The 17,043-nt window shown below is 68.6% G+C and carries 13 protein-coding genes; 6 read left to right on the forward strand and 7 right to left on the reverse strand.

The annotated features are described in order from the left end of the window. The first annotated feature begins 43 nt into the window (after window positions 1–43). Complete coding sequence (locus ACIA58_RS16395; protein WP_396404476.1) at window positions 44–571, forward strand: RNA polymerase sigma factor; 528 nt, start codon at window positions 44–46, stop codon at window positions 569–571. Further along, window positions 568–1,740, forward strand: a complete 1,173-nt coding sequence (locus ACIA58_RS16400; RefSeq protein ID WP_396404477.1) for a hypothetical protein — start codon at window positions 568–570, stop codon at window positions 1,738–1,740. The genes ACIA58_RS16395 and ACIA58_RS16400 overlap by 4 nt, the downstream gene beginning before the upstream one ends. Here ACIA58_RS16400 and ACIA58_RS16405 read toward each other — a convergent pair. Further along, entirely contained in the window at window positions 1,737–4,775 is a 3,039-nt protein-coding gene (locus tag ACIA58_RS16405; RefSeq protein WP_396404478.1) for a S8 family serine peptidase, read from the reverse strand. The two genes, ACIA58_RS16400 and ACIA58_RS16405, sit on opposite strands and share 4 nt — an antisense overlap. Before the next feature lie 126 nt (window positions 4,776–4,901). Here ACIA58_RS16405 and ACIA58_RS16410 point away from each other — a divergent pair, with 126 nt between their 5' ends. Further along, on the forward strand, window positions 4,902–5,348 hold the full coding sequence (locus ACIA58_RS16410; RefSeq protein WP_396404479.1) for an SRPBCC family protein: 447 nt from the start codon (window positions 4,902–4,904) through the stop codon (window positions 5,346–5,348). A gap of 120 nt (window positions 5,349–5,468) precedes the next feature. After that, window positions 5,469–5,729 (forward strand): 30S ribosomal protein S20, encoded by a 261-nt coding sequence (gene rpsT, locus ACIA58_RS16415; RefSeq protein WP_396404480.1) that lies wholly within the window; start codon window positions 5,469–5,471, stop codon window positions 5,727–5,729. 92 nt (window positions 5,730–5,821) lie between these two features. Here rpsT and holA read toward each other — a convergent pair whose 3' ends face one another. After that, a complete protein-coding gene (gene holA / locus ACIA58_RS16420; RefSeq protein ID WP_396404481.1) occupies window positions 5,822–6,757 on the reverse strand; it encodes a DNA polymerase III subunit delta in 936 nt (311 codons plus the stop codon). A 460-nt stretch (window positions 6,758–7,217) separates the two neighbouring features. Here holA and ACIA58_RS16425 point away from each other — a divergent pair, with 460 nt between their 5' ends. After that, window positions 7,218–7,781 carry an isochorismatase family protein gene (locus ACIA58_RS16425; RefSeq protein ID WP_396404482.1) on the forward strand — a complete coding sequence of 188 codons (564 nt, stop codon included), beginning with the start codon at window positions 7,218–7,220 and terminating at the stop codon, window positions 7,779–7,781. A 272-nt stretch (window positions 7,782–8,053) separates the two neighbouring features. On the opposite strand, the gene ACIA58_RS16430 is transcribed toward ACIA58_RS16425, so the two are convergent. From ACIA58_RS16430 to ACIA58_RS16440, 3 genes are all read right to left on the reverse strand, one after another. Continuing rightward, a complete protein-coding gene (locus tag ACIA58_RS16430) occupies window positions 8,054–10,399 on the reverse strand; it encodes a ComEC/Rec2 family competence protein (RefSeq protein ID WP_396404483.1) in 2,346 nt (781 codons plus the stop codon). A 181-nt stretch (window positions 10,400–10,580) separates the two neighbouring features. Continuing rightward, on the reverse strand, window positions 10,581–11,753 hold the full coding sequence (locus ACIA58_RS16435) for a helix-hairpin-helix domain-containing protein (protein ID WP_396404484.1): 1,173 nt from the start codon (window positions 11,751–11,753) through the stop codon (window positions 10,581–10,583). Window positions 11,754–11,839: 86 nt separating this feature from the next. Then, window positions 11,840–12,682, reverse strand: a complete 843-nt coding sequence (locus ACIA58_RS16440) for a DegV family protein (RefSeq protein WP_396404485.1) — start codon at window positions 12,680–12,682, stop codon at window positions 11,840–11,842. A 54-nt stretch (window positions 12,683–12,736) separates the two neighbouring features. On the opposite strand from ACIA58_RS16440, the gene ACIA58_RS16445 reads away from it, so the two are divergent. Then, entirely contained in the window at window positions 12,737–13,249 is a 513-nt protein-coding gene (locus ACIA58_RS16445; RefSeq protein WP_396404486.1) for a pyridoxamine 5'-phosphate oxidase family protein, read from the forward strand. Window positions 13,250–14,071: 822 nt separating this feature from the next. Here ACIA58_RS16445 and ACIA58_RS16450 read toward each other — a convergent pair. Continuing rightward, entirely contained in the window at window positions 14,072–16,651 is a 2,580-nt protein-coding gene (locus ACIA58_RS16450) for an ATP-binding protein (protein WP_396404487.1), read from the reverse strand. 173 nt (window positions 16,652–16,824) lie between these two features. Further along, window positions 16,825–17,019 (reverse strand): hypothetical protein, encoded by a 195-nt coding sequence (locus tag ACIA58_RS16455; protein WP_396404488.1) that lies wholly within the window; start codon window positions 17,017–17,019, stop codon window positions 16,825–16,827. Window positions 17,020–17,043: the final 24 nt, after the last annotated feature.

The following is a 17,043-nucleotide window of genomic DNA, read 5'->3' on the forward strand; positions in this document are numbered from 1 at the left end:
TTCCCGGCAGCCGGACGTCTCTCAGGGTGTGACGAATCTAGTGGTGAGTATCGAGCAGCATCCTCACCAGGTGGCGGCCGGCGACGAGGCACGTGACGCCGTGACAGCGCTGTACGGCCGGGAGTGGCGCGGTCTCGTGCGCCTGGCCGTCCTGGTGATCGATGACCGACAGACAGCCGAAGACATAGTCCAGGAGGCGTTCGCCCAGCTGTACCGGCGATGGCCGCTCAAGGACTCCGACAAGGCGCTCGGGTACCTGCGTTCGACCGTGCTCAACGCGAGCCGGTCCGTGCTGCGGCGCCGCCGGGTGGCCCGCCTCTACACCCCGCCGCACCAGGCGCCACAGGACTCCGCGGAGAGCACCGCCGTCCTCGGAGAGGAACGCGAGGAGGTACGACGGGCGCTGCAGGGGCTGTCCACCCGCCCCCGCGAGGTGCTCGTCCTGCGCTACTACCTCGACCTCCCGTTCGACGAGATCGCCGAGCTCCTCGGCATCAGCGCCTCCACCGCCAGGGCAACCGCGTCGCGCGGCCTGACGGCTCTCACCAAGAAACTCGAGGAACTCCGATGACCGACACCGAGACCCGCCTCCGCGACTACCTCCACACCAAGGCCGACACCGTGCCTGACTCCGCCCACGGACCCGGCCTGGAGCTGGACAGCACCGGCACGTCCACCCGCCGTCGCTGGGTGCCGATGGCAGTCGCCGCCGCCGGCATCGCGGCGGTACTGACCCTGGCAGTGCCGTACCTGCACGGCCTGTCCAAGCCCGACCAGCCGGCCGTGGCCGGCCTGCCTGCCGCAGGCCCGGTCTCGACCGGAGCGCCCCGGATCCCCTACGCGATCACCGACCCGAACAGCAACCCAGACAACCCGCTGGACACCTGGTGGTATGTCCTGCACGACGGCGCTCAGACCGTCAAGAACCCCGGTCTGAAGGGCAATGTCGTCGCGCGGACCGAGGGCGGCTGGCTCGCCACCACCGGCTACCCCGATCCGGACAAGTCCCAGATCGTCGTCATCTCGCCGAGCGGCAAGGTCCGGCCGATCGGACCGCTCGGCGCCGACCAGCCCTGGGTCTCCCCCGACGGGCGCCAGATCGCCGTCGCGGTCTCGAAGTACGGCCGGGCCGAGAATCGGGTCGTGGTCGTCGACATCAGGACCGGCAAGGAGGTGTCGAGCCTCACCGTCAAGATCCCGAACCTCGACCTCATGGGCTGGAACAAGGACGGCATCTGGATGCACGAGCACTCTCCGGACGCTGTGCCGGTGAAGGTGTGGCAGCCTGGGTCGAAGGACGTCCGGACGGTCGGGTCGTTCAGCGACCGGTTGGAAATGACCCGCACCACCGGCACGATGGCGCAGATCACCTACAAGGGCGGGAAGACCTGCATCGTGGCCGCCACGCTCGGCGCCAAGGGCCTCGACGTGAAGCGTGAGTATTGCTTCAAGTCACTGACGGCCGCACCGTACGTGACAGTGTCACCCGACGGCTCGACGATGACCATCAACACCATCGGGGTCGCGGTCGACATCGCCACCGGGAAGGCCACGAAGCTGAGGCTGCCGGCCGGCACGAAGTGGTTCGAAGACGGGGTCTTCGAGGACCAGGACAATGTGATCGTGGTCGACGAGGCGGGTGCGGCCCAGAAGCTCTTCCGGTGCTCCGTCGCGACCGGCGAGTGCAAGCAGGTCGCGATCGTCAAGCCCGACGCGACGATTCGCCAGGTGCAGCCCTAGCTGTCTACTCGGACGATGGTTGAGCCTGAGCCGTCTGCGCCGTCGGTGAAGCGCAGCTGACCCAGCCACCTAGTGCCGGCAGTTAGTCCAGTCCAGTTAGCAGTCACATTCGCCGCACCGGCCACCTGCACCTGTTGGGTGGCCGGTGTGGCCGTTAGGTTGCCTGCGGCCTTCTGTAGCTCCCAGTGGTTGAGCTTGACGGTCTGCTCGTTCGCTCCGGCGTACAGGTCGACGTACACGTCCACCTGGCCACCTGCCGGCCGTGGGAGGTTGACCTCCTCCTCTGCCGAACCACCTGTGCTGCTGCCGAGCAGGGTGGTCGTCCCGGCCTGGTAGGCGAACACATCCAGATCAGTGCCCGCCGGATAGTCCGCGTCGAACGTGGAGAACCTGGCGTGCGTCGTACCGGCTGGGACCTCGACCGTGAACTTCGCGACGTGGTCGTTGGCCTTCGGGGCGGTGGTCGGGAACGCCACGCCGCCCGGGTTCTTCAGCGCGGCCTCGCCGACCGTGGCCCGCGTAAGGCCGAGCGCGGTCGTGGTGAGCGTCCCGGCGTACCCGGCCGTCACCGGGACCTCGATCGAGCCACTCGTCCCGGTGCCGTTGACCTGCGTCGGCGTCTTGACCGTCAGCGGCTTGATCGCCAGCGTGCTGGCCACGGAGTGCTTCGTGGACTTCCAGATCAGGCGGCCGAACGAGTACTGCTCGAGCGGGGCGCCGTTGTTCTCGAGCGTCACCTTGTACGTCGCACTGCGGCCGGGCAGCGTGACCAGGATCCGCGGCGACACGGTCACCTTGAGACCCTTCAGGCCCTCGACCTTCGGGAAGTAGACCTCGGGCAGCTTGCCGACGTTCGTCACGGTCCGGGTCACGGTCTGCTTGCCGGCCAGGTCGCCGATCGCGATCGTCGGGTAGTTGAGGTCGCTCAGGTCGATCTTGCCGTTGGCGCACAGCTCATGCGTGGCCGGGACCTGACCGGACCCGCAGACGAACTTCGTCCAGTCGGTGTACGTCGAGTCGTAGACCAGGCCCGGGTCGATCCCGTCGCGCGGCTGCACGAGGCCGGCGCCGTACCCGAACGGGTTGGCCTGCGAGCCGGAGTCGTTCTTGATCGGCCTGTCGTTGGTGTCCTTGTCGGTGGCGGTCGTCATCATCGCGGACTTGATCGCCATCGGGGACCAGGCCGGGTGCTTGGCCTTCAGTACGGCGGCGATGCCCGAGATGTGAGGCGTGGACATCGACGTACCGCTCATGAACGCGTACTCGCCACCGGCCGCACTGAACGCGGTCGTCGCGGCCAGGACGTTCGTGCCGGGGGCCATGATGTCCGGCTTGAGCAGGTCGCCGCCGCCTGCCGGGGACGGGCCGCGACTGGACGAGGCGGCGACCAACGGTGCGGTCACGCGGACCGGCGTACCGGGGCTGATGGTCGCGGTGGGATCGGTGGTCCCGCTGACATAGGCCTTGACCTCGGCGGCCTTGGTGTCGTCGAGGTGGACGGTCGGGACCGGGTGCAGGTCGGAGTCCAGCGTGCCCGGGGTGATGTTCAGCAGGATCATGCCGACGCCGCCTGCGTTCTTCACCTGCAGGCTCTTGTCGACGCGGGCGTTCACGCCACGGTCGCAGACCACGATCTTGCCCTTGACCTTCGCGGGGTCGAGCGTGCCGGCCTGGCAGAGCGTGAGGTTGGCCGGGTCGGCGTCCGCGAGGCCTGCATCCTTGGCCAGGATCACCGACGTTCGTGGCACGCCGGCGCCGATGCCCGCGCCCGTGTACGACTTCCCGTTCCCGAGCGTCACCGTGGTCTGGATGTCGCGGTCATGGGTGCCGTTGGCAACCGATGTCACCCACGGGTACGTCTTGCCGACGGTCGCCTCGCCCGGACCGGTGTTGCCGGCGCTGGTCGCGACGAACACGCCAGCCTTAGCGGCCCGCAGGAAGGCGAGGCCAGTGGCATTCACGTACGACGAGCCGCTGCCGGAGATCGAGTAGTTGACGACATCGACGCCGTCCGCGACCGCTGCGTCGATCGCGGCCACGATGTCGGCGTCCGTACCGCTGCCGCCACCGGTCGCGTCGACCGCCCACAGGGCCTTGTAGATCGCGAGGCGGGCGTGTGGCGCCATCCCGGAGCCCTTGCCGTAGTCGCGACCCATGACGCTCATCTCGACGCCGTAGTTGCCTGCCGCGGTGCTCGCGGTGTGCGTGCCGTGGCCGCCGTAGTCACGGGGCGACTTGTACTCCTCCGGGATCGGACGGGTGCCGATGCCCTTGTCGAAGTACCGGGCGCCGATCACCTTGTTGTTGCAGGTGACGGGCGCTTCCTCGCCGGCCTGGCAGGTGCCCTTCCACTTCTTCGCGACGATCGCGTCGGACTGCTTGGTGGTCTTCATCGGCGCGAAGCTCGGCCGCTCCGGGGTGTACCCGGAGTCGATCATGCCGATGATGACGCCGTCGCCGGCCTTGTCGACGCCGCCCGCCTGCTGCCACGCACCGCCCTTGCCGGCCAGGCCGAGGAACCGCGGGGTGTCGACGGTGTCCGCGTGCTCGATCTCGCTCGGCTCGACGCTCTTCACCCCGGACGACCTGGCCAGCTTGACCGCGTCGTCGTACGACATCGCGGCGGAGAAGCCGGCGTACGTGTAGTTGTAGTCGTACAGCTTGGTGATCTTGGCTCTGCTCAGGAGCTCGTCGCGCTCGCTGGTGAGGTGCTTGACGTAGTCGATCACCGGGGCGGCGGTCTTCAGGAGCTTGCCGCCGGGCGCGACCTTCGTGGCGGCGAGGCCGGCGATGTCGCCGTCGTACTCGGCCACCGGCGAATCGTCGAGCTGGACGATGTACGAGCCGGTCTCGGAGCGCTTGACGCCGGGGTCGGCGGTCCGGGTCGTCGACTCTGTCGTCGGCTGGCCGGCCAGCTGGTTTGCCGGTTGGCTCGTCGGCTGGCTGGCACTGGCGGCGTTCACCAGCAGCGGTATGCCGGCGGTTGCGGCGATCAGCGCTGAGGCGACGACGATCGCCTGGCGTTTGCGGGTCACGGAGATCCTCCAGGGCTGGGCGGCGCGATGGTGGAGCGTTGGCTCGCGGGGCCCTGAGTATGCCGTCAGCCGCCGACAGTGTCACGCTCGCTTCAGCAGGCCGATGCCGACAGCAAGGGAAACGAGATGCCCGATCTGACCGAGTCCGTCTCGGTTGCCGCCTCCCCCGCGACGCTCTATTCATTGGTCAGCGATCTACCTCGGATGCGCGAGTGGAGCCCGGAGTGCACCCGGGTCACCTGGTCGGTCGTCGGGGAGCGTTTCGTCGGCCACAACCGGGCCGGTGTCGTGCGCTGGTTCACCTTCGGCCGCGTGGTGGCCGCCGAGCCGGGCCGCCGGTTCGCCTTCTCCATCCACTTCGGCCCGATCCCGATCTCGCTCTGGGAGTACGACTTCACCCCGATCGGGACGGGCTGCTCGGTGACCGAATCCTGGACCGACCGCCGCCCCAGGGTGCTCAAGGGCCTCTTCCGCCCGGTCTTCGGGGACCGCGCTCCGCGGAACGCGGACGGCATCCACACCACTCTGATCCGGCTGAAATCCACGGCCGAGGCCGTCCTGCACCAGGAGTGAGTTTGGAGCTGGGGTCGGCTTGTTGGTAATCTGGCTCTTCGCGCGCCCACGGGCGGTGTCTAGCCGTGCGCCGCGACACCTTCCGTATTGACCGCACACACCTGATCGAGGCTCTTCTTCGTGGCGAACATCAAGTCCCAGATCAAGCGCAACCGCCAGAACGAGGCTGCGCGACTTCGCAACAAGTCGGTGAAGTCGACCCTCAAGACGGCTGTTCGCCGCTTCCACGAGGCCGTCGACGCCGGCGAGGCCGAGAAGGCCCAGGAGACGGCCCGCAAGGCCGGCCGCCTGCTCGACAAGGCCGTCAGCAAGGGCGTCATCCACGCCAACCAGGCTGCCAACCGGAAGTCGGCTCTCTTCAAGAAGGCCGCCTCCCTCTGAGGCCCGGGCCGCGCGCCTGACGCGCGGCCACCGAACGATCGGCCCGTCCCCAACGACCGGCCGATCGTTTTTGCGTACCCGGAACCAGCCAGTCAGCGACGGCCGTGGGAGCGGGTGATGGTGAGGACCATCCGCTCGAGCGCGTAGCCGGCGTCGCCGGAGGCGCCCTTGACGTCGGCGTCGGCCTGGGCGACGGCCTTGATCGCGGTCGCGAGCCCGCCGGGTGTCCACCCGCGGGCCTGCTGCTTGAGCTGCTTCAGCTTCCACGGCGGTACGCCGACCTCGCGCGCGAGATCCGCCTCACGCATCCCGCTCGGCGCGCTCGCGTACTTCGCCAGGCCGCGCAGCCCACCCGCCATCGCGCTCGTCACGAGCACCGGGGCGACTCCACAATCCAGCGCCCATCGCAGCTGCTCCAGCGCCGGCTCGGTCCGCCCCGCGATCGCCGCATCGGCGACGGCAAAGCTCGTGACCTCCGCGCGCCCACCGAAGTACTGCCCGATCAGCTCAGCCGTCACCGCCTGGCCGCCAGAGTCCGACACCAGCTGCGAACACGCCCCAGCGAGCGCCCGCAGGTCGTGCCCGACCGCGTCGACCAGCGCCGACGCCGCCCCCTCGTCAACCGTCCCGCCGTGCAGCCGGATCTCCCCCGCCACGAACTGCGGCAGCTCCCAGGTCTTCGGCGCCGTCGCGACGACCTCGTTGACGGATGCCTTCCGCAGCTTGTCGAGGACGCCCTTCCCCTTCTGGCCGCCTGAATGGACCAGGACGGCGAGCACGTCGTCCGACGGCGACCCGGCGTACTCGAGCAGGTGCGGCACCATCTCGCTGGGCAGGTTTTCCAGTGAGCGCATCACCAGCACCCGCTCGCTCGCGAACAACGACGGCCCGGTCAGCTCGGCGAACACCCCGACATCCAGCATGGCCGCGTCGGCGTCCGTCACCTCGATCTCGGAACCGCCCTTCGACACCGCCGCGATCGCCGACCGCACCGCCCGATCCGCCAGAAACGACTCGGCCCCTGTCACCAGCAACACATCACCAAGCTTCGGCGCAGAACCCCTACGAGCAGCCACAACCTCACCCTCTCACGCCCCACCGACAACCACCCCAACCATCCCGCCCAGGTCGCCCCAGGTCGCCCCCGACTGCATTCAGCCACAGCCCGCGACGCGTACAGGTCACACCCCGCGACAGCCCACAGACCACGCCCCCGACGGCGTCCAGCAGACCCGGGTCACCACCAGATCACCTGCACCAGACACTGCGGCTCCGCAGGGCCGGGCAGTCGGGTATGGCTCGAGGTCGATCGGCCGCGGCTGGCGGTCGACGTCGAGGGCCAGCCAGACAACCTTGCACCGGCCGTCCGCACCCGTCAGCACACTGCACCCAGCGCCTCCGGGGTCGCGCCGGGCCGGTGCGATTTCGACTCGGCCACAGCGGGCCGACCTAGACTGCTCGGACCGTATTGCCGAGGAGCGGGGCGAGATGACGCATTCAGTACCGGCGGTCGATGGACTGATCGTGGTGGACATGCAGACGGCATTCGTCTCGGGTGAAGGACCTGTGCCGGGCGCGGATCGGCTCCTGGAGCGGGTGGGTGAGTTGCTGGACCGGGCGCGTCAAGCCGGAGCGGTCGTCGTACACCTGCAGAACGACGGTCCGCCTGGCGCCGACGACGAGCCGGAGACGCCGGGATGGGAGCTGTACCTTCCGGTAAAGCCCGGGCCTCGCGAGCACGTGCTGCGGAAGCCTCGAGATGACGGATTCGACGCGACACCGCTCGGGGAGATCCTGGTCTCGGCCGGCGTACGATCCCTTGCCATCTGCGGGGTGATGTCGGAGATGTGCGTCCACGCGACGGCTCGCACTGCTCTCGCACGCGGGTATCGCGTCGTCCTCCCCCACGATGCGCACGGCACCTACGACATCCCCGCCGTCCCAGGAGTAGCCGACGCGGTCCCAGCCCACGTCGTCTCCCGCGTAGCCGCATGGTCTCTCGGCGACCAGCCCGAAAACACTCTCCCCACCGCTGGCGTCACCTTCTCGTAGACGCCACGCGGCCTCCTCGTATGCAGCCGACGGTCCTCACCTTCTCCTAGCCAGCCCGCGGCCTTCACCTTCCCCTCAGGCAACCCGCGGCCCGTACCTTCTCTCGTGAGCAGCCCGCGACGTGCACTTTCTCCCACGCGTCGCGCGGCCGTCACCTTCCTCGCCGGCCGCGGCAGCTGCGTCCCCTCGCCGCCCGCTGCCGCCTTCCCCAGTTGGCCCGTGGCCGCCCCTCCCCTAACCGGCCCGCGACCGCGACCCTGCTCGTAGGCGGGTCACGGCGCGGGGTGGGTCGTCGTGAGGGCTAGGTGGTTGTCGGTGTTGGTAACGGTGAGTGGGCCGCTGACGTTCGTGGTCGCGGTGCGGATTGCGTCGTGGGACAGGAGATCCAGGGTTCTTGGGGCTGGGTGGCCGTAGTCGTTGTTGCGTCCCGCCGAGATGAGCGCCAAGCGGGCATGCGTGGCGGCAATGAACTGAGGATCCTGCTGGGCCGAACCGTGGTGTGGGACCTTCAGGACGTCTGCCCGGAGATCGGCCCCCGTTGCCAGAACGGCTCGCTGGGACTCGGGTTCGAGGTCCCCGGTGAGAAGAATGCGGAGGCCGGAGAGCTCGACCATCATCGCGATGCTGGCGTTGTTCTCCGGTGAGCCTTCGTCCGACGAGGTCGCTGACGACGTACCGGGCGGAGGCAGCGCCGGCACCCGTGCCGGCCAGAGCGTCGTCCAACTCACCTGACCAACAACGCGCTTCTCCTGGAACGCGACCGTACGCAAGCCAATCCCATGCTGCGCAGCAAGATCGACCACCCGCTTGTACTCCGCGCGCGGCGACAAGTACGGCGTCACCTCGATCTCGTCCACCTTCCGCCCATCCAGTACGCCGGCCAGCCCGCCAACGTGATCAGCATGGAAATGGCTGAGCACCAGCACCGGGATGTGCTTGACCCCCAGATCCCGCAGACACCGATCCATCGCTGCCGGATCCGGACCGGTGTCGACGACAACCGCCGTACTCCGCCCGGCTCTCAACACCAAGCCGTCTCCTTGCCCGACATCGCAGACAACGAAGAGCCAGTCGTCTGGTGATCCACCGAGTGAGCCGACAGGACGCAGTACGACGACCGCTAGTACGACAACGGCCAGGATCATCGCGATCGGGCGGGCCAGGATGCGGTGCAGACCGAGCACGAGCGCGAGGCAGAGCAGGGTAAGTACGGTGACGCCAACCGCGGTTGCGGGCCAGGGGTTGGCCGCACCAGGGAGGCTGGCGCCCTCGCGAGCAACGACGATGATCCAGCGCGCCGGCCAGCCTGCGGCCCAGCCGACGAGTTTGGCCAGTTCGGTGCTCAGCAAGGCGACTCCGGCCGCGATGAAGCCGAGGATCGTGGCAGGACCAACCGCTGGTCCAGCCAACAGATTGGCGGCCACGGCGACCAGCGACACCTGGCCAGAGAGCCACGCGACGACCGGCGTACACGCAAGCTGAGCAGCAAGCGGGCACGCGATCGCATCGGCCAGCCACCCCGGCAACCACTTCGCCAGCGCATCTCGCCAACCAGGCCCAAGCAAGACAATCCCCGCGGTCGCGAGCACCGACAACGCGAATCCGGCCGAGCGCGCGAGCGACGTGTCCAAGAGCAGCAGGACGATCACCGCAACAGACAGACTGCGTACTGCGCGGCGCCGGGCTCCCCCGCTGGTCATGGCCGCCAGCGCGATCAGTCCCATGGCGGCAGCGCGGAGAACGCTCGGCTGCGGTCTGGCGAGGATCACGAAGACCATGACCATCAGGACGCCGACCACCGTGAGACCGCGGGAACGCACGCCTCCCAGCCGCGCCAGCGGGAGCACGAACGCGAGGAGCAGTGTGAGGTTCGTTCCCGAGACAGCGGATAGATGGGTGAGGCCAGTGGTCTGGAAGTCTGCGTTCAGGTCGGCGGACACCGCGGACACGTCGCCCATCACGAGGGCGGGGACGAGACCGCGGACGTCGTCCGGTTCGTTGGCCACAGCTTTGCGGAGACCGGCGCGGACCTGCTCAGCCGCGCGCAACCACCACGGCGGCTCGTCGACGATTCGCGGCGGCGAACGACTCGAAAGCATCGCGGCCACGTCGGACCCGTCTTCGACACCTTCAAGTCTTCCGGTGGTGTCGACGTGCTGGCCGTACCTGACGGTCTGCCACTTGACGGTGCCAATGACAAAGACCGGCGTACGGATGCGCGTCGTGGTGGTGCGCCCGGGGCTGGAGTTGGTCGAGTTAGTGCGGGTGCGTATCTCCTCGACGGTCGCTTTGACGACCACGTACGGCGGCCGTCGACTGGTGGTGCTCTGACGTACTGATGGATCTCCTTCGATCTTGAGCCGGACGTTGACGGTCGCGGACCTGCCAGCCAGCTCGCGAATCGGCCCAGCCCGGAGCGTGGCCGACTGCAGCGCGGCAGCAATGCCCAACCCGCCGATGACAACCAAAGAGCCAACTGCTGCCCAACCGATGGTTCTTCTCGGATGAGTCCGTCCATTGCGCAGCAGCAGTCCCAGCGCAATGGCAAGAGCGAGCGCAACGGCGGACACGACGACGGCGACCACCGGCCCCTGCCCGACGAGAACAACCGCCGTCAACCACCCCGCAGCCGACGGCACCAACAACCGCGCATCAAGCGGCTCGGAGGCGGGCGGATCGGGGGCGAGTGGATCGGGGGCGAGTGGGCTCGAGGTGGAGGGATGTGTGGCGGCTGGGGGCGGGGAGGGTGGGGAGGGGGTGGGCGGACGGGTAGTGGGGGTGGGCGGAGGGGTGGTGGGGTTAGAGGCGGACATGGGGTTTTAGGGAGTCGAACTTTTTGGGGCCTACGCCGGGGACGTCCTGGAGTTGGTCGATGGTGGTGAAGGGGCCGTTCTGGGTGCGGTAGTCGAGGATGCGTTGGGCGAGGACGGGGCCTACGCCGGGGAGGGCGTCCAGTTGGTCGAGGGTGGCGGTGTTGAGGTTGACGGGGTCGGTGGATGCTGCGGTCGGGGTGGTTGTGCCTGGCGGGTTGGTGGGTTGGGGTTGGGAGGGTTGGCCGACGGTGATTTGTTCGCCGTCGGTGACTTGGCGGGCGAGGTTGAGGGTGGTGAGGTCGACGCCTGGGAGTGGGCCGCCGGCGAGCGTCAGTACATCGGCCACGCGGGAGCCGGTGGGGGCGCGGACGAGACCTGGGCGTCGGACCTTGCCGGCGACGTACACAACGACCAGCTGTTGACCGGGCGAACCTGCAGAGCCGGGCGATTGGTTGGTGCCGGGTGGCCAGTTGGCGGCAGGAGATTGATTGGCTCCGGGCGACTGGTTAGTGCCGGACGACTGATTGGCTCCCGGTGATTGGTTGGTGCCCGGTTGGGTTTGGGCGGGGGTTGGTTGGGCGACGGGTTGGCCTGAGGTGGCTGTGGTTGGGCTGGTGTCGGGGATGGGTTCGGGGCGGGCTCGGAGGAAGGACCAGGCGGCCCAGGAGAGGCCGACGGCTAGTACGGCGAGTAGGACGAGGATGTGGCGTGGGGAGAGGGTCCAGCGGGCGTCGCGGAGTCGCTCGGGTCTGACCTGTTCGGGGATCCATCCACCTCGCACCTCACCATCACGCTCCTCCAAGTAGTCGTCACGCGGGTGATCACCGCTGACGTCGGTCGGGTCGTGAAGGTCTTCGCCCGGCGGGACATCGCCCGACGCGCTACGGGTCGCCTGCACACGGCCCGGGGCGACACGGGTCGCCTGAGCGTGGCTCGGGGCGGCACGGGTTGCCTGGGCCTCGCTCGGCGCAACACCACTCGGCACGACACCACTCGGCGCGGCATTGCTCGCCGGGACACCGCTCGGTGGGGCGTGGCTTGGTGGTCGGGCGGCGAGGCGGGCCAGGGCTCGCTCTCGGGCGGCCGGGTCGGGCACCGGATCGCGACGAAAGACCTTCACGGCAGAGAAGGTACGAGTCTGTGAGGCATTCGGATCCACGACTTCAGAGCTGTGGAAAACGAGGCCACGGAGTACAACACACCACTGGGTTGTCGCTGCCTTGCTCGGGCGGGGCGGATGTGGGTTTAGCGGGGGCTTACTACTACGGCTATTAGGCCGGGGCCTACGTGGGCTCCTATGACGGCGCCTACTTCGCGGAGGACTATTTCTTCGGCGGCGGGCAGGCGGGTGGCGAGCTCGTCGGCGAGGGTTTGGGCTTTTTCTAGGTTGGCCAGGTGGTGGACGGCGAGCTGGACGGGGGTTTCGCCGGCGCGTTGGACTGCGATGTCGGCCAGGCGGGCGATGGCTCGGCTGGAGGTGCGGACCTTTTCGAGGGGGACGATGCGGCCGCCGCTGATCGTCAGGAGCGGTTTGACGGCGAGCGCCGTACCGAGGAGGGCCTGGGCGGCGCCGATGCGGCCGCCGCGGCGGAGGTACTCGAGGGTGTCGACGTAGAAGTACGCCGAGATGGACTTCATCGTGGCTCGGGCCGCCGCCTCGACCGCGGCGGCGTCCTCACCGGCGGCGGCTTCGGCTGCGGCGGCGAGGACCGGGAAGCCTAGGCCCATGCCGAGTGAGCGGGAGTCGACGACGCGGACCGGGATCGGCGACTCCTTGGCCCCGATCATCGCCGCCTCGAAGGTGCCGGACATGTCGCCGGACAGGTGGATCGACACCACCTCTTCGGCTCCGTCGGCGGCGCAGGCGGCGTAGGTGTCGGTGAACGTCTGCGGCGCGGGTCGGCTGGTCGAGACGGGGGTGAAGGTCTTCAGCGCCTCCGCGACAGCGTCGGCCGAGGTTGCGCCGTCGTCGTACGACGTGCCGCCGATCACGACCTGGAGCGGTACGACGGTGAGCGGGTGGCGGAGTACCTCGTGCGTGGACAGGCCGGCCGTGGAGTCGGTGACGACCTGCACGCGGGCTGACATGCAGCGAGGTTACCGGACAGTTATATGTCGGCGCGCGGTGCCAGACTGTGGAACATGAAGGAGACGGCGGAGGAAGTCACCGAGTTGCAGGGGCTGCTCGACGGGGCGTATGCACAGTCGACCCAGCATCTGCGGAGCATCATCAAGGAGTCGCGCCGGCTGGATGCCGGGGAGTTGGTGCGGGTTCTGACCGGGATGTGCACGCTGAATCTCGCGACTGTGACGGCGCGAGGTGAGCCGCGGATCAGCGCGGTGGACGGGCATTTTCTGCATGGGCGGTGGGTGTTCACGACGTCGGGGTCGGCGGCGAAGGCGCGGCAGTTGAGGAGGCGCGCGGCGGCGAGCATCTCGTACGTCGATGGGGAGCGGATTGGGGTGTTCAGCCATGGGGATGTTGAGTTCCTGGCTGGGGAGCACCCGGACTTTGCGGGGATCGAGGAGCATCTCACGGAGCACTACGACAGTTCACCGTCGAGTTGGGGCGACGACATCGTGTACTGCCGGCTACAGCCCCACTGGATGGTCGGCTACGCCTTCGACAAGGCGGCTGTACTGAAGGACGTGTAGAACCCGCCCCTCGCTTCGCTCGGGGCGGGGAAGGAAGCGAACGGCGGCCGTCGAAGGCGCGGCGGGAAGAGGCGAGGGCGCCGCGGAGCTGCGCGAGAGGTGGTCGCGGACGTGCGCGAGGGGTAGTCGCGGAGCCGGCGCGGGAGGTAGTCGCGGAGCCGGGTGCGGGGAAGCGGAGAGCGAGGTGAAGGCCACCCCTCCGGGGCCTTCACCTCGCTTTGGGAATGGGCCGGGCTAGTGGCGTCCCCACGTGCGTCAGTAGCCCGGCTTGTCCTGCTGACTCCCCCTGGTTGTCAGCTGAAGTTGGTGGAGCCTCGACGAGCTACTCCCCGTATCCGGTGCCACGAAGGACCGGCCTGACCGCGAGCTCGTCGAGGTTCCGGGAGGCCCCAGCGGCCGGCTCGCCGATGGGCGACCAAACCCATCGGGCACCCGTGCCGGCCGGACCGCGACACTCGTCCCCTGTGTCGTGTGCCTGACCCGCTGCTGGGACCCCGCCCCGGAAGCGGTGCCCTGACGGTGCACAGCGTCCGGTACAGGCAGGACAGATCCACACTCCACAGCACCCCGGAGCTCTCGACAGCCGCTCGGCGCCCCCACCAACCAGCCGCCGGATGCCCTCCGCGTCGCCTTCCCCGCGCTCACCGGCAGTCCAGCGGTGCACCATGGCCTCTTCATGGTTCACCACCCCTTCGCTGCCGCTGCCCGGTGTCGGACTCTGCTTCGTGGAACCTGCCCTACGGCTGTAATTCTTGGTCCGGCAGCCATGTCAGGACGAGGCAGAACAACCGGCAGTTACCCGGCAGCTTCCGCGGATCCGCGTCAGGAAAGAGCAGCGAGTACGTCGTTCGCCAGCCGCTGCACCGCGGCCGCCGGATCCGGCTCCGGCCACCCGTCCGCGACCGACGCGCTCTCGCACGACTCCTGCAGCACCGCCCAGGCGGTCGGCAGCATCGGTGGGTCCATGGAGCGCTGCCACGCCAGCAACTGACCACACAGCGCGTCACCTGCATCCGAGCGCCCCAGTGCATGCAGCACCGCCACAGCCTCCGGCAGTACTTCGAGCAGGTAGACGACCCGCCCCTCGAGCAGCAGCCTGTTCACGGCATCGCGGATCGTCAGCTGCGCCTGCTCCACCTCACCGGCGGCACGCGCCAGCCGCGACCGGTACAGCATCACCAGATAGTCGAAGTACCCGCGGTGTCCACGGATGTCCGCGTCGGCCTGGTCGAGCAGCGCCCGGGCCTCGTCGTACTGCCCGTCGTGGAACTCGACCATCGCCAGACAGCCGGCGACCTTCGTCCGCTCCGGATCGTCCGACGCCTGGCTGTCCCGCGCCAGCACTGCCCAGTGACGGGCTGCGGACAGGTTCCCCAGCTCGAGATCGACCCGGCTGAGCGCCATGTACGCGATCTCGTCCGGGTACACACCCGGATTGACCAGTGCGGCCTCCCAAGCGAGCAGGAGCTCCTTGGCCTCCTCCAAACGACCCCACCGCAGCAACGCCAGCCCGCAGATCGCCTGCACCGTCGCGGACCGCTGTACGTCGCCATGCTTGCGAGCGTCATCTACCAGAGCAGGAACCTCGGCCAGGCTCTGCGTATCGAGCAGATGCGAACCGGACGACACCCAGCCGCCACGAGCGACCAGACCCATCTCGGTCTCGCCCGGAATCAGCGTCCGCGCCTCGCCATAGTGTCGCCGCGCCCCACGAATGTCACCGGTCAGACTCGACAGCCGGCCCGCGATGGCAAGCAGCCGGCCACTGACCTCTTTGTCGGACACATGAGAAGCGCACAGCGTCGCCCAGCGGATCCCGCTCTCGGCCACACTCGCCTGGTACTGCCACGCGATCCTGAAACCCAGAACGATCCGTGCAGCGGTGTCCCACTCCCCCAGCTCGGCCGCTCGCTCCAACGCCACCTCGAACAGCGCCGAGTTCGCATGCGCTGCCCGGTACTGCCGATCGCGGTCCGGCGACGACCACGCGCCCTCCAGCCCCGCGACGTACGTCGAACACCAGGCGATCGCCCTATCGCGGAATTCGACCAGGTCACCGCCCTGCGACGACAGACCGGCGTACGCGTGCTCCCGGATCGTCTCCAGCAGCTTGTACCGCGCGCCGTACAGCTGCTCGAACTCGTGGACTGGCTGCAGCAGCGACTTGTCCACCAGCTCGGCCAGCAGCATCGGTACGTCGAGACCGTCGATCGGGGCGCCCGTGCATACTCCGGCCACCGCTTCCAGCGTGAACGGCGAACCGAGCACCGAACACCGGTAGAGCAACTGCCGCGCCGGATCCGACAGCGCGTCCACGCTCCACGCGATCGTGTCCGCCAGCGTCCGCTGATGCGGAGCACCGAACCGCCTCGGACCCGACAACAATCGGAACCGGTCGTCCAGCGCCTCCAGAATCGTCTCCACCGACAGCGATCCGGCCCGCGCGGCCGCCAGCTCCAGCGCGAGTGGCAGACCGTCCAGCCGCCGGCACAGACGCGCCACCGTCGGGGCGGTCGCTGGCGTGAGGACGAAGTCGGGCCGTACCCGGGCCACTCGGCGGCAGAACATCTCTACAGCCGGCGACGCCGCGATCTCCTCGAAGTTCTCGTCGTTCGCCGGTACGCCGAGCACCTGCACGCGGCGCACCACCTCGTCCGGCAGGCCCAGCGGGATGCGCGACGTGACCAGCACGCCGACCCCCGGGAAGCTGCGGACCATCCGGTTGGCGACCGTCGCGACACCGTCCAGCACGTGCTCGGCGTTGTCCTCGACGATGACCAGGTCACCCGGACGGCGGCCGGACAGTACGTCGTCGAGGTCGGACGTACCCGGGGCTGTCCCGAAGGCGTCGAGGATCGCGGACGGTACGGCGGCATCGCGCTGGACTGTTGTCAGGTCGACGACCACCACGGTCGTGTCGGCACCGGAGAAACGATCGGCGGCGGCCAACGCCAGCTCGGTCTTGCCGACCCCACCGGGACCGACGAGCGTGACGAGCCGGTTCTGCCGCAGCAGGCCTTCCAGCTCGAACAGCTCCTGCTCGCGGCCTACAAGCCCGTCGGGGATCGGCCGTGTGCCGCGCCAACGCAGACCGGTCGGCGCCGGATCGGCGACAGACACCACAGGATGCGCAACAGGCTGTACGACGCGACGCGCGGCACCGTGACCTGCCGCGGCGAGGAACTGCGCGGTGTCCTGCAGACCGAGGGCGGACGCGAGCAGCCGGACCGAGTCCTTGCGCGGCCGTGCGACCCGGCCGGCCTCCATCTCGCGGATCGACCGGACACTCAGCCCGGCGCGGTCGGCCAGCTCCTCCTGGGAGAGACCGGCCTGGACCCTCAAGTCGAGCAACAGATCGGCGAAGCCCCGCCGACCGTCAGCCCGGCCATCCGCGTCCGACACTGCCCGTCACCCCTCTGGATCCCCAGACACCCTCCGACACAACATAGCGTGACAAGGGCGTCAGTGCGGGGGGCGACCGGCGTGCGGGATGCGGCCTGGGTCACATAATTCGTTGACTAAGGCAACGAGTTTGGAGTACCGGGGAAATGGCTGCGGGATCAGAAATGTGCGTTTCAAGCAGTTGCGCGAACCGAGTGGGATTCATTTTCGGCGGTGTACAGAGAAAGCACTCCGGCCCAGTCGTCGATGCGGGCGCTGGTGTCCGCGCGACCGGAGTCGGCATTCAGCACGCTGCCGGCACAAATCCCCTGGGTCGCGCGAACCAGGAGCTCAACAGTGACATCGCGCAAGGTGTCCAGGGCTGCCATGCGGCAATTCAAGCGGAGTCGTGT

It is taken from the genome of Kribbella sp. NPDC051586 (assembly GCF_044453965.1).
GTDB lineage: Bacteria > Actinomycetota > Actinomycetes > Propionibacteriales > Kribbellaceae > Kribbella.

Excerpts from the sequence above, each read along its gene's own strand:
- ACIA58_RS16400 (WP_396404477.1), top strand. The coding sequence starts at position 568 with ATGACCGACACCGAGACCCGCCTCCGCGACTACCTCCACACCAAGGCC.
- ACIA58_RS16410 (WP_396404479.1), top strand. The coding sequence starts at position 4,902 with ATGCCCGATCTGACCGAGTCCGTCTCGGTTGCCGCCTCCCCCGCGACG.
- ACIA58_RS16425 (WP_396404482.1), top strand. The coding sequence starts at position 7,218 with ATGACGCATTCAGTACCGGCGGTCGATGGACTGATCGTGGTGGACATG.
- ACIA58_RS16440 (WP_396404485.1), bottom strand. The coding sequence starts at position 12,682 with ATGTCAGCCCGCGTGCAGGTCGTCACCGACTCCACGGCCGGCCTGTCC.
- ACIA58_RS16445 (WP_396404486.1), top strand. The coding sequence starts at position 12,737 with ATGAAGGAGACGGCGGAGGAAGTCACCGAGTTGCAGGGGCTGCTCGAC.
- ACIA58_RS16455 (WP_396404488.1), bottom strand. The coding sequence starts at position 17,019 with ATGGCAGCCCTGGACACCTTGCGCGATGTCACTGTTGAGCTCCTGGTT.